This is a genomic window from Olsenella sp. An270, from assembly GCF_002159735.1.
In the GTDB taxonomy this organism is placed as follows: Bacteria; Actinomycetota; Coriobacteriia; order Coriobacteriales; family Atopobiaceae; genus Thermophilibacter.
In genome coordinates, this window is record NZ_NFJF01000011.1 from 1 (window position 1) to 13,342 (window position 13,342).

At 68.6% G+C, this 13,342-nt stretch carries 9 protein-coding genes and 1 pseudogene; all 10 read left to right on the plus strand.

The window, feature by feature from the left end:
* On the plus strand, positions 1-2,176 hold a 2,176-nt coding region (locus B5F73_RS09130; RefSeq protein WP_087227931.1), incomplete at its 5' end, for an ATP-binding protein.
* Positions 2,166-3,329 (plus strand): GGDEF domain-containing protein, encoded by a 1,164-nt coding sequence (locus tag B5F73_RS09135; RefSeq protein ID WP_087227932.1) that lies wholly within the window; start codon positions 2,166-2,168, stop codon positions 3,327-3,329. The genes B5F73_RS09130 and B5F73_RS09135, both read left to right, overlap by 11 nt.
* A complete protein-coding gene (locus B5F73_RS09140; protein ID WP_087227933.1) occupies positions 3,326-4,426 on the plus strand; it encodes an HD domain-containing phosphohydrolase in 1,101 nt (366 codons plus the stop codon). The genes B5F73_RS09135 and B5F73_RS09140 overlap by 4 nt, the downstream gene beginning before the upstream one ends.
* Positions 4,423-4,773, plus strand: coding sequence for an Hpt domain-containing protein (locus B5F73_RS09145; protein ID WP_087227934.1), 351 nt, complete (start codon positions 4,423-4,425; stop codon positions 4,771-4,773). Before B5F73_RS09140 ends, B5F73_RS09145 begins: the two co-directional genes overlap by 4 nt.
* 115 nt (positions 4,774-4,888) lie before the next feature.
* The gene (locus B5F73_RS09150; RefSeq protein ID WP_087227935.1) at positions 4,889-6,169 is read left to right on the plus strand and encodes a Fic family protein; all 1,281 of its coding nucleotides are present in this window, start codon (positions 4,889-4,891) and stop codon (positions 6,167-6,169) included.
* A 171-nt stretch (positions 6,170-6,340) separates the two neighbouring features.
* The gene (locus B5F73_RS09155; protein ID WP_087227936.1) at positions 6,341-8,416 is read left to right on the plus strand and encodes an elongation factor G; all 2,076 of its coding nucleotides are present in this window, start codon (positions 6,341-6,343) and stop codon (positions 8,414-8,416) included.
* 122 nt (positions 8,417-8,538) lie between these two features.
* A complete protein-coding gene (locus B5F73_RS09160; RefSeq protein WP_087227937.1) occupies positions 8,539-9,723 on the plus strand; it encodes an FprA family A-type flavoprotein in 1,185 nt (394 codons plus the stop codon).
* A gap of 110 nt (positions 9,724-9,833) precedes the next feature.
* Positions 9,834-10,847: a hypothetical protein gene (locus B5F73_RS09165; protein ID WP_087227938.1), complete on the plus strand. Its 1,014-nt coding sequence runs from the start codon at positions 9,834-9,836 to the stop codon at positions 10,845-10,847.
* A gap of 378 nt (positions 10,848-11,225) precedes the next feature.
* Entirely contained in the window at positions 11,226-12,572 is a 1,347-nt protein-coding gene (locus B5F73_RS09170; RefSeq protein WP_087227939.1) for a hemolysin family protein, read from the plus strand.
* A gap of 75 nt (positions 12,573-12,647) precedes the next feature.
* Positions 12,648-13,342 (plus strand): annotated as a pseudogene (locus B5F73_RS09415) (hypothetical protein); the annotation flags it as partial.

Below are 13,342 nucleotides of genomic sequence, written 5' to 3' on the forward strand. Positions count from 1 at the left end.
ACGGGCCGCGCGGCCCGTCCATGCGATCAGGCGCGGCGTGGTGGCGCTTCTCGCCCTGTGCGCGGCGGTGTTCGCCGTCGTGACGTTCACGGCGGTGGGGATGAGCGACGCCACGATTGACGGCGTGAGCGGCGGCTTCATGGAGCAGATGAGCGCGCAGATCCAGCTGAACTTTGCCTCTGAGACGCGCCTGTACCGCTCGGAGCTGGAGAGCACGCGCCTCGCCGTGCGCGCCTCGGGCGAGACCGACCGCGCTGCCGCCCACGAGCTCTTTGCACAGGAGGCGGCGGGGCACGGCTTTGCCTATGCCGCCGTGACCGACCTCGACGGGCGCACGAGCGTCCTGCTCGGCCCCGACCTCAGGATCGACGACCGGGACGCGTTCGTGCGCGGCGTCATCGAAGGGACCCGGACGGTCACCGTGGGGACCTCCGGCGATGGCGAGTCCATGCTGGTCTTTGGCGAGGTGCTCGAGAACCGTCGCGTGCCGGGGCTCAACGGCGCCGTGCTCGTGGCCGGCGTCCCGTTCGACGAGGTGGTGTCCGCGCTCTCGCTCGACGTGTCCGCGACCCAGGTCTACACGCACATCATCCGGTCCGACGGCTCCTTCGTCCTGAACAGCAACGAGAGCCTCGACGCCGACTCCTACCTCGGTCTGCTCAGGGACAACGAGGGGAGGGCCGGCGTCGACTACGACATAACCGCCGACGAGCTGTCCCGGGTCATGGATGAGGGCGGCACCGCCTTCTACGTGGCGGTGGTCGGAGGCGAGCGCTACGCGAGCTACCTGGCGCCGCTCGAGGGGACGGGCTGGTTCATCGTCTCGGTGCTGCCCTACAGCGTGCTGCACGACCCGATCGACTCGCTCGCGTGGAGCCTCGTTGCCGCCGCCTTTGTGGGATGCCTCGCGATCCTCGTTGCGCTTCTCGTCGTCTTTGTGCGCTACCTGCAGCTCCTTCGCTTCCAGATGGACGAGCTCGACCGGGCGCGCGCCGCCTCGGACGCCGCGAGCCTCGCCAAGAGCCGCTTCCTCTCCAACATGAGCCACGACATCCGCACCCCCATGAACGCGATCGTGGGCATGACGCAGATCGCGCGGGAGCGGGCGGATGACGCGGCGGCCGTATCCGAGTGCCTCGACAAGATCGCCGTGTCCAGCGCGCACCTGCTGGGCCTCATCAACGACGTGCTGGACATGTCCCGCATCGAGAGTGGGCGCATGGAGCTGGCCTCCGAGCGGGTCTCGCTGCCCGAGGCGCTCGACGGCGTGGAGGCCATCGTGCGCACGCAGGCAGAGGCGCGCGGCGTCGCCTTCTCCGTGGAGCGCGAGCTCGTGCGCCCCGTTGTCATGACGGACGGGACGCGCCTCTCGCAGGTCCTTCTCAACCTGCTCTCCAACGCGGTGAAGTTCACGCCGACGGGCGGCGAGGTCACGCTGCGCGTGTCGCAGGAGGCCGTCCCCGTCGGCGAGGGGCGCGTGCGCACGCACGTCTGGGTGCGCGACACCGGCATCGGCATGTCCGAGGAGTTCCTCGGCCGCATCTTCGACTCCTTCGAGCGCGAGGACACCGAGCGCGTCCGCAGGACCGAGGGCACGGGGCTCGGCATGTCCATCGTCAAGCGCATTGTCGACGGCATGGGCGGCTCCATCTCGGTCGCGAGCGAGAAGGGCCACGGCTCGACGTTCCACGTGACGCTCGACCTAACGCCCTGCGAGGCCGCGGACGAGCGCGGCGCGGAGGTCGACCCGGCGTCGCTCGCGGGCGCGCGCGTCCTCCTCGCCGAGGACAACGAGATCAACTGGGAGGTCGCGAGCGAGCTGCTGGGCGCGTGCGGGCTCGAGCTCGACTGGGCGGAGAACGGGCGCGAGTGCGTCGAGCGCTTCTCGGCGAGCGAGCCGGGGCGCTACGACGCGATCCTCATGGACCTGCGCATGCCCGAGATGAGCGGCTACGAGGCCGCGCGCGCCATCCGCTCGCTCGACCGCCCCGACGCGCGCTCCGTGCCGATCGTCGCCATGACGGCGGACGCCTTCGCCGAGGACCGGCAGCGCGCCCGCGACGCGGGCATGGACGCGCACGTGGCCAAGCCGATCGACGTCGGCGAGGTCCTTCGGGTGCTGGCGCGGCTCGTCGCCGCCCGCGACGGGGCGGGAGGGGGCGCACATGAGGCGTGACGACCTCCCAATGAGCGCGCTGAGGAGGGAGGCCGCGCGCCGCCGCGCCTACTTCACGGCCGACAGCGCGCAGATCGTCACCTCCAACCTGGGGAGCGTCGGCGTCGCCGCCGTCATGGCCCTCGCGCTCGTCACGCTGCTCTCCGCTGCGGCGCGCGCGACCTACCCGCTCTGGGAGGCCACCTCGGCGCACGCGGCGGCGTTCGTCGCCTCGGCGGCGGTCCTCGCGGCGTCGCTCCTGCTGCGCCACCGGCTCTCCGCGCGACCCGTGGTTTCGACGGCGGTGTGCTTGGCGGCCGAGGCGGCGCTGCTCGCCCTCGTGGTCGCGATCGACGCCACGGCCACGCACGGCATGCCGGGCGTCTTCCTGCAGCCGGCGGTCATCGCGATCACGTCTGTGGTCGTCGCCCCCTACGCGCTCCCGCTCGTGGTGGCGCTGGGCGCCGAGGTCGCGCTCGCGCTGCTCTCCGCGGCGCTCAAGTCCCCTCCCATGGCGCAGTTCGACGCGTTCTCCTGCGCGATCGGGATGGTCGTCGCCGTGGCCGTCTCCCAGGTGACCATGCACCTCCGCCTGCGCGACTTCGAGGCGCGGGAGCAGCTGCGCCAGAGCTCCCTGCTCGACGAGCTGTGCGGCGTCTACAACAAGGGCGCCCTCGTGGCGGCCTTGCGCGAGCACCTCGCCCTGGCGGGCCCGCACGTGAGCGGCGCCCTCTTCCTCTTTGACGTGGACCGATTCAAGCAGATCAACGACACCTACGGCCACTACGCCGGCGACGAGGTCCTGCGCGCCTTCGGGAGGGCGCTGCAGCTCGGCTTCAGGACGACGGACACGGTGGGGCGCTTCGGGGGAGACGAGTTCTTGGTCCTGGCGCCCTCGCTCGTGGACGAGCGCGTCATCGCCGAGAAGGTCGGGCGCGTGCGGGCGGCCATGCGGGAGGCGGGCGAGAGGATCGTGGGGGTCCCGGTCACGCTGAGCTGCGGCGTGGTGTGGGCGAGCGACTGCCCCGTCACCTACGAGGCCGCGCTGCGCCAGGCGGACGAGGCCCTCTACGAGGCCAAGCGGGCCGGGCGCGACCGCATGGTGACGCGGCGCTACGAGACGGAAGACGAGAGGCCCGCGCGACGCGCGGGGGATGCGGAGGCACGAGGATGACGGCAGCGGCAGGCGCGCGGCACGGCACGGGGAGGATGCTCATCGTCGACGACGAGGAGATCAACCGGCTGATCCTGGCCAACCTCTTCGAGGGCGAGTTCGAGATCGAGGAGGCCGCCGACGGCCAGGAGGCCCTCGAGGCCCTTCTCGCCGCGCCGGGCGGCTACGCCGCGGTCCTTCTCGACGTCATGATGCCGCGCGTGGACGGTCTCGAGGTGCTGCGCCGCCTGGAGCCCACGGGCTTCCTGCGGCGCACCCCGGTGTTCCTCATCACCGCCGAGCGCGGCAACGACGTGATGAGGGAGGCCTACGAGCTGGGCGTCATGGACTTCATTGGCAAGCCGATCGTGCCGTACGTGGTCACGCGACGGGTGCTCGCGGTGGTGGAGCTCTTTGAGGCGAGGAAGCGTCTCTCGCTCACGGTGGAGGACCAGCGCGTGCAGCTGCTCGAGCGCGCCGAACGGATCATTGAGCTCAACCGGGGCATGATCGAGTCGCTCTCCACCGCGATCGAGTTCCGCGACGGCGAGAGCGGCCTGCACGTGCGCCGCATCCACGACATCACGCGGACGATCCTTCTGGAGACGCCCTTTGGTGAGGGGCTCTCGGAGGAGGACGTGGACGACATCGCGCTGGCCTCGATCATGCACGACGTGGGCAAGATCGCCATCCCCGACGCGATCCTGTGCAAGCCCGGCCGGCTCACGGCCGAGGAGTTTGAGGTCATGAAGACGCACACGACGCAGGGCGCCGACCTGCTGGCGCGCATCCCGCAGATGCGCTCGCTGGGCGCGTACCGCTACGCCGTGGACATCGCGCGCCACCACCACGAGCGCTGGGACGGCCGCGGCTACCCCGACGGCCTGGTCGGCGACGAGAACAGCGTCTGGGCGCAGGTGGTGGGCCTGGCCGACGTCTACGACGCGCTGACGAACAAGCGCGTGTACAAGGCGGCCTTCACGCGCGAGGAGTCGCTGCGGATGATCTGCGAGGGGGAGTGCGGGACGTTCAACCCGCGCCTGCTCGAGTGCTTCCTGGAGATTGAGCCCGCGATCGCGCGCCTGTACGAGGGCGCCGGCGAGGAGGAGCAGAGATGAGGCTTGAGGTTCTGGACGCGGCCGGCCTGGACACGGCGGACGCTCTGGCGCGGCTGATGGGCAGCGAGGCGCTGCTCGGGCGGCTGCTGGGCAAGTTTACGGCGGACGAGAACTGCGCAAAGCTCGTGGCGGCGGCCGAGAAGGACGACGCGGACGCGGCGCTCGAGGCGGCGCACGCGCTCAAGGGCGTGAGCGGCAACCTCTCCATGACGAGGCTCTACGAGCTGACGGCGCGCCAGTGCGAGCTCATTCGCGGTGGCGACTGGCCCGCGGCGCGCGCGCTGGTGGACGACGTGGTGGCCGAGCATGACGCCCTCGTCGCCGCGATCGGCGACGCGCTGGCGTGAGACAAAGGGGACAGGTTCATTTGTCTCACAACCTTGCTTTGCGACGCTGGAAAACCAAGGTTATCCAATAACCTTGGTTTTCTGCTATGGTAAAGCAAGGTTATGAGGAGGAGCCATGGGGACGTACGAAACCGCATACTGGCTTACGGACACATGGGGGATGAGCCGCCGCGAGTCCCGGAGCGGTGCGTACCACCCCTATCGTCCCGACATGATCGCCGGGTTCGTCCCGTCCTTCTCGGCCACTGCCGTCGCGTCCATCTCTCGCGCGGAGTCGGCCATTCGTGCCCTGAACGAGGCGTCTCCCCACCTGACGGATACCGAGCCGCTCGCACGACTGATCATGCGGGCGGAGGCCCTGGCCTCGTCTCGCATCGAGGGCCTTGAGATGCCCGCGGGCAGGCTCCTGGAGTTCGAGGCTCTCGACGAGCTTGGTGTGCCGCATCGCGTCGACGGGACCGAGGCGGCGGTCATCGGCAACATCGCGGCGATGCAGCAGGGGGTCGAGCGCGCGGCATCTTCGCCGCAGCTCACCGTTGACCTGCTGTGCGACATTAACGCCGCTCTTCTCGAGGGCACTGGTGCGGCCGGATACGCCGGCATCCTCAGGACCGAGCAAAACTGGATTGGTGGCAACAGGATCAATCCTCTGGGGGCGGCGTATGTCCCCCCACGTCCGGAGCTCGTCTCAGGCCTCGTGGAGGACCTCGTGTCGTTCTGCAACACCTCAGAGCTCCCTCCGGTTGCGATGGCGGCAATTGCCCATGCGCAGTTCGAGACGATTCACCCCTTTGCTGACGGAAATGGTCGCACCGGGCGGACCCTGGTTCACGTCATCCTCCGTCGGGCAGGGCTTGCCCCGTGCGTGGTCCCTCCGGTGTCCCTGGTTCTGGCGACCGACCGGGAGCGCTACATCAGCAATCTCGCTGCGTATCGGACAGATGACGCCGGCGGCGAGACTAGTGCTGACGCGGCGGCAAGCGACTGGGTCGAGTACTTCTCCAACGCATGCGTCATCGCCTGTGAGCGCGCCTCGTTCTTCGAGGAGTCCATTGGTCGCATCCAGGATCGCTGGCGAGGCCTTGTCCATCCACGTGCAAACTCCGCGGCGGACCGCCTGCTGGACGTGCTCCCAAGCTCGCCAGTCATCAGCATCGAGTCCGGGGCACGCCTCACGGGAAGAAGCCGCGAGGCCGTGCGCCAGGCCGTGGCGACCCTGGTGGATGCCGGTGTGCTTTACCAGAGCGCCAAGAACCGCAAGAGCAACATTTTTGCCGCGCGGGACATACTGGACGCGTTTACCGCTTACGAGAGGTCGCTTGCCGTTCCCGGGGGAGACACGGCGGTCGAGAAGAACGCGCGACGCGTGCCGCAGCGTCCGCGGCGCTGGGGATAGTTGCCGGCGCAAGTCCGCCGACCTGACGGTCGGTCCCGGAGACGGGGCCGCCCCTTTGTCGTCCGCCCCCCCGCCGTTCTTCTCGCCCGCTGCCCGATATGTGCGCAACGCGCCGCTTCCCCGTGGGTAAGGTGAGTGCATCGTGCACACACCCCGTTCGAGGGAGGCATCATGGCAGCTAAGGGAAGCGAGAAGGTCAAGAACGTGGTCCTTGTGGGCCAAGGCGGCGTGGGCAAGACCATGCTGGCCGAGGCCATGCTCCACCTGACGGGGCGTACCACCCGTCTCGGCGGCCACGCCGGCACCAAGCCCACGCTGGACTACGACGGCGAGGAGGGGGAGCGCGGCTTCTCCATCTCCACCGCGATTGCGCCCGTCACCTGGGAGGGTACGCGCCTGAACGTGCTCGACGCCCCGTGCTACCCCGACTTCGTCGGTGACGCCTACGCCGCCATGAGCGCGTGCGAGACGGCCGTCTTTGTCGTGGACGCCGCGAGCGGCCCGGGCACCATCACCACCCGCCTTTGGTACGCGGCCGAGGAGCTCAGCCTCGCCCGCGCGCTGTTCATCAACCGCCTCGACCGCCCCGACGCCGACTTCGACGTCGCCATGGCCGCGCTGCAGGACCGCTTTGGCTCCAACCTGGGCGCTGTCACCATCCCCATGGGCACCGGCGAGGCCTTCAAGGGCATCATCGACGTCGTCCACATGAAGGCGCGCCACCTCGAGAACGGCAAGCCCGTCGTGGAGGACGTCCCCGCCGAGTACGCCGACGCCGCCGAGACCGCCCGCGCGCAGCTCACCGAGCTTGTCGTGGAGGCCGACGACGAGGTCATGATGAAGTACCTGGAGGGCGAGGAGGTCACGCAGGACGAGCTCGAGGGTCTTCTCGCCAAGGCCATCCGCGAGCGCGTCTTTGTCCCGGTCTTCTCTGGCAGCTGCGTGCGCGAGGAGGGCGTCATCTCCTTCATGGACGCCGCCGTGGCCTGGTTCCCCACGATGGCCGACTTTGGCCGCATCCCGCTGGTCAACGGCGAGCAGCTCGACATCTCCGAGGACGACGAGCGTCCCGTGGTCTTTGCGTTCAAGTCCCTCAACGACCCGCAGAACGGCCGCCTGTCCTTCCTCAAGGTCCTGGCCGGCACCATCACGCCGGGCATCGAGCTCACCAACGCGCGCACGCGCAAGACCGAGCGCCTGGGCCACCTCTACCAGATGTGCGGCCGCGACACCACCGACGTGCAGTCTGCTGCGGCGGGCGACATCGTCGTGGTGCCCAAGCTCGAGGCCATGACCGGTGACACGCTGTCCGTGACCGGCAAGGTCGAGGCCGCCGAGTTCCGCTTCCCCAACTCGCTCTATCGCATTGCCATCGAGCCCGACGCGCGCGGCACCGAGGGCAAGCTCTACGCCTTCCTCGAGAAGAGCGCCGACGCCGACCCCACCCTCAAGGTGGAGCGCGACGAGGACACCGGCCAGACCGTCATCTCCGCCATCGGCGAGGCGCAGGTCAGCGTCCTTCTCGACCGTCTTGAGGACCGCGCGGGCATCACCGCCCACACCGTGGCGCTCAAGATCCCGTATCGCGAGACCATCCGCCGCGTGGCGTCCGCCCAGGGCCGCCACAAGAAGCAGACCGGCGGCGCCGGCCAGTACGGCGACTGCTGGCTGCGCATCGAGCCCAACCCGGGCGCCGGCTACGAGTTTGTCGACGAGGTCGTGGGCGGCCACATCCCGCGCGGCTTCATCCCGGCGATCGACAAGGGCGTTCAGGAGACCATGCGCGAGGGCGTGCTCGCCGGCTACCCGATGATCGACGTCAAGTGCGCCGTCTACGAGGGCTCCTACCACCCGGTCGACTCCAACGAGATGGCGTTCAAGACCGCCGCGCGCATCGGCTTCCAGAAGGCCGTCGCGCAGGCCGAGCCCGTGCTGCTCGAGCCCATGGCGCACCTGCGCATCACCGTGCCCGAGAGCTACGCCGGCTCCGTGATGGGCGACGTCTCCGCGAGCCGCGGTCGCGTCGAGGGCATGGAGGCCGGGACCGGCGCCGCGGCCGGCGAGACCACCGTCGTGGCCACCATCCCGTACGCCGAGGTCACCGACTACGCCACCCGCCTGCGCTCGCTCTCGCGCGGCACCGGCGAGTTTGAGATGGAGATCAGCGGCTACGAGCAGGTCCCGCACGACATCCAGCAGCGCCTGGCGGAGGAGTACGCCGCCCGCCGCGCCGCCGGCGAGAAGTAAGGTACGACGCGTGTCGTGACCCCCACGCGGGCGGTCGGCCTTCGTGCCGGCCGCCCGTTTTTCTCGCCGCCAGCGGGGTAAAATGCCGCTAGGCGGCTATCACTTCCACAGAGGAGGAAACCATGCTCTCCGCAGTTCAGATCAAGCCGGATGTCTACTGGGTCGGCGCGCTCGACTGGAACGCGCGCGAGTTCCACGGCTACACCACCGAGGCTGGCATCACCTACAACGCCTACCTCATCCTGGACGAGAAGGTCACGCTGATCGACACGGCCAAGGTCACCTTCACCGACGAGCTGCTCGAGCGCATCTCCTCGGTGATCGACCCGTCCAGGATCGACGTGCTCATCGCCAACCACGTGGAGATGGACCACTCCGGCAACACGCCCACGATCAAGCGCCTGGCGCCAAACTGCCAGATCTACTGCTCCGCGCCGCAGGGCGTGAAGAACATGACCGCGCACTTTGGCGACCTGGGCTACAACGGCGTCAAGACCGGCGACACCCTCTGCATTGGCAAGCGCACGCTGGCGTTTGTCCAGACGCCGATGGTCCACTGGCCCGACAACATGGTCACCTACGACGCCTACGACAAGATCCTGTTCTCCAACGACGCGTTTGGCCAGCACTTTGCCAGCTCGGCGCGCTTTGACGACGAGAACGACATGTGCGAGGTCATGCACCAGGCGCACAAGTACTACGCCAACATCGTGCAGCCGTACCGCGCTCAGGCCGCGGCGGCGGTGAAGGCGGTGCGCGGGCTGGGCCCGGACGCGCTGGAGCTGATCTGCCCGGCGCACGGCGTGATCTGGCGCAGCCACGTGGAGGACATCCTCGCTGCGTACGAGGGCTTCGTGTCCGGCGAGGTGCAGGAGCGCGCGCTCGTGGTGTACGACTCCATGTGGCACTCCACCGAGAAGATTGCCCGGTCGCTGGTGGACGCCTTCCTGGCCGCTGGCGTGCCCGCGCAGCTCATGGACCTCAAGGAGAATCATATCTCCAACGTGATGGACGTGTTCATGGACTGCAAGTACGTGTGCGTGGGCTCGCCGACGCTCAACAGCCAGATGCTGCCGACCGTTGCCGGCTTCCTCACGTACATGAAGGGGCTCTCGCCCAAGAACGAGAACCGGGTTGGCCTGGCGTTTGGCTCCTACGGCTGGGCGCCGCTCGGGCCCAACAACGTGGCTAAGGAGCTGGAGGCCGCGGGGTTCCAGATGCCGGTGAAGACGCTGGCCGTGAACTGGATTCCGGGAGAGGAGCAGCTTGCCGGCGCGCGCGACGCGGTGGCTGGCATGATGGCCTAGTCCGTACTCGCAGCTTGAGAGACGGAGAGGGGGTCGCCCGTGAGGGCGGCCCCTTTTTGTGTATAGGATATAATCTACTAAGTTAATTAGTATCAGGATAGGATGTTGTTATGAAAGAGCTGCGCATAGGGTTCGAGTCGGCGCTCGCCTTCTGGCGCGCGGTCCGGAGGGCGGGAGCGGAGCCTGAGGCGATGGACCAGGGCGAGCGGGTCTTCGGCGCCCGCGACCGGGGAATCGCCGAGCGCGTGGGCTCCGCGCGGGCGCTGTGCGGCTTGGAGGGCTCGCTCGACATCGTGGTGCCGTCTGCCTCCGACCGCATCAACAGCGAGCATGTCCGAAACAGGGTCTGGCGCGGGCCCGTTTCCGAGCGGACGCTTGTCAGGCTCGGGAACGGCGTCGAAGTGTTCCGACCGGCGGCGATGCTCGTCCAGCTTGGGTCCGTTCTGGATGAGATCGACCTCGCGGAGGTCGCCTACGAGCTGGCGGGGACATACGTCGTGAACCCCGATGCCGACCACGGGTTTGGCGAGGCTCCCGCCCTCGTCACGGTCTCCGAGCTGCGGGCATACGCCAGCGCGGCCAAGGCGCTCGGCACGCGCGGGGCCGCGCGGGCGGTGAGCGCGCTCGAGCTCGTCGCCGACGGGTCCAACTCGCCCCGGGAGACGGACGTCGCGATCCTGCTCTCGCTCGGGCGGGCGCGCGGCGGCGCCGGGGCGCCCGGATTCAGGATGAACGTCAACGTTCACCTGCCCGAGGGGCTCGCTTCCGTGATTGGGCAGCGAATCGTGAGACCCGACTTCTCCTGGCCAAACGGCACGGTGGGGGAGTACGACAGCGACGAATTCCACAGGACGCCCCAGGCGCGCGCCCGCGACGAGAGGAAGCGGCGCGCGTATCAGTCGGTGGGGATGGACTGCATCACGATGACGGCAGCGACGTTCCAGAGCAACGCTGAGCTCGACCTCCTCATCAGCGACCTCGAGGGAAGTCTGGGTCTGCGCCGGAACCCGCCGAACGCCCGGATGCTCGCCGCGCGCCGTCAGCTTCGCGAGCGGCTCTTTGGGACCGAGTCGACGGACGCTGCCCTGGCCGCTCTCAACGGCGGCGCGCCCTCCGGTGCATAAAACCGTCGCTCGTGCAGCACTATCGCCGTTTCAAAATCAAAAAGGGCGTTCGTGTAGCGTAAAAATCGGGCTCGAACGGGTTTTGATTCGACTACTGATTTTCGCAACTGGGCAAACGTCCGCGCGCCGGCTCTCGAGGGCCAAAAAGAGCGAAATCGACACTGCACGAATCGCGCTTTTATGCACGAGAGGGCGCCTTATGTAGCACGTATGAGGTTTTTATGCGCCCGTGGGCCGTCGTGCGGCCCCTCGCCATGCTCCCGTGGTTCAACCGCGAATGCGCGCTTAGGGCCGACCTGCTAAAATCATCCCATTATGTCCGCGGCGCCCGCCGTGGCACGCATCTGTCTTCCGACCAAGGAGGTTGCGCACGAGCGCATGGACGTAGCGATATCTATTGTGGTCACGTTCCTGCTCACCCTGGCCAACGGCTATTTCTCGATGTCCGAGCTGGCAGTGGTGAGCGCAAAGAGGGCTGTTCTCGAGCCGGAGGCTGAGGAGGGTGACCGCAAGGCGCGCGCCGCTCTCGACCTCGGCTCCAACTCCGAGCAGTTCCTCGCCACTATTCAGGTTGCCATCACGCTTGTGGGCTTTGCGTCCTCGGCGTTCGCGAGCACGAGCCTCTCCGACCCGCTGGGCGGCTGGTTCATGAGCCTCGGCATGCCCGCGGGCATCGCCGTCCCGCTCGCCCCCGTGCTGATTACGCTCGCGGTCTCCTATCTCTCCATCGTCGTGGGCGAGCTCGTTCCCAAGCGCATCGCCCTCTCCGATGCCGAGCGCACGGCCAAGTCGGTCGCCGGCCCCATCCGCGGCTTCATGACCATCGCCCGCCCGCTGGTCTGGCTCACGGCCAAGTCTGCGAACGGCCTCTCGGCCCTGCTCGGGATCAAGTCCGCCGACGAGCGTGACAGCGTCTCCGAGGAGGAGATCAAGTACATGGTCGCCGACGCCGACGAGCTCTCCGACCAGGAGAAGTCGATGATTCACGAGGTCATCGAGCTCGGCGACACCATCGCCCGCGAGGTCATGGTCCCGCGCGTCGATATGACCGCGGTCGAGGACACGATGACCCTCTCCGAGGTCCTGGCCATCATGCGCCGCACCGGCTACTCGCGCATTCCCGTCTACCACGAGTCCGTCGACCGCATCGTGGGCATCGCGCACATCAAGGACATCATCAGCCCGATCCTCGACGAGGGCCGCGCCGACGACCCCATCGCCCGCCACGCCCGCACCGCGGACTTCATCCCCGACACCAAGGACATCATCCCGCTGCTCTCCGAGATGCAGTCCAGCCACGACCAGATGGTCATTGTCGTCGACGAGTACGGCGGCACCGCCGGCGTCATCACGATTGAGGACATCGTCGAGGAGGTCGTCGGCGAGATCGAGGACGAGTTCGACCCCGACAACAAGTACCTCACGCAGCTCTCCGAGCGCGAGTGGCTCGTGGACGGCCGCTTCTCCATCGACGACGCCATCGAGCTCGGCTGGCCCGTCGAGGACTCCGAGGAGTTCGAGACCATCGCCGGCTTCGTCCTGGACCAGGCGGACAAGCTTCCGCATCCCGGTGACGTCTTCGCCAAGGATGGGTATCAGTTCCGTGTGCAGTCCATGCGCGGCCGCCGGCTCTCCATGCTGCGCGTCATCGCCCCCGAGCCCCCCGCCGAGGACGCCGAGGACGACGCTGACGGAGAGAAGCAGCCCGCCTCGGCTAAGGAGTAGGCCCGGGCCGTGAGTTTCACTACAATGAGGGAAAGGCAGTGCCCGCCAGCGGGCCGCGAATGAGAGGGAGCCAGCATGGCTCAGCTGTTCGATTTCAAGAAGGTCTCCGTCGGCCCGCGCGCCCTCGTCGCCACGGTCGAGCTCGCCCCGAGCGCGCCGCTCATGACGAGCGAGACCCCCGAGGCCACCGACCTCGTCCTCGACCTCATGCCCGCCCTGAGCGACCACGTCTGCCTCGGCGACTCCGCGCCCACCTTCGGCGAGGTCGCCCAGGACACCGAGCTCGCCCACCTGCTCGAGCACGTGACCGTCGAGCTCCTCGCCCAGACCGACATCGCCGGCGACGTCACCTGCGGCCAGACCGCCGAGGTCGCCGAGCGCATCTACGAGATCACCCTCGGCTGCCCCGATGACGTGCTCGTCGCCGGGGCGCTGTCGAGTGCCGCCTGGATTCTGCAGTGGGCCTACTCGGGCGGCGGCGACCCGCGACCCGACGTGGACGCCATCGTGGGTGGCCTCGTCGGCCTCGTCGAGAGCGTGTCCGACCGCGTGGTCGAGCCGGCGGACGACGTCGAGCCCGAGCCCGAGCCGGAGCCCGAGCCGGAGCTCCAGGTCGTTCCGGAGCCGGAGCCTGAGCCCGCTCAGGAGCCCGAGGAGGCTCCCGCCGAGCCGGCGGACGACGCCGAGCCCGAGCCCGAGCCGGAGTCCGCGCCGGACGCCGAGCCCGAGCCGGAACCGGAGCCGGACCCCGACCCCGAGCCCGCCACCCC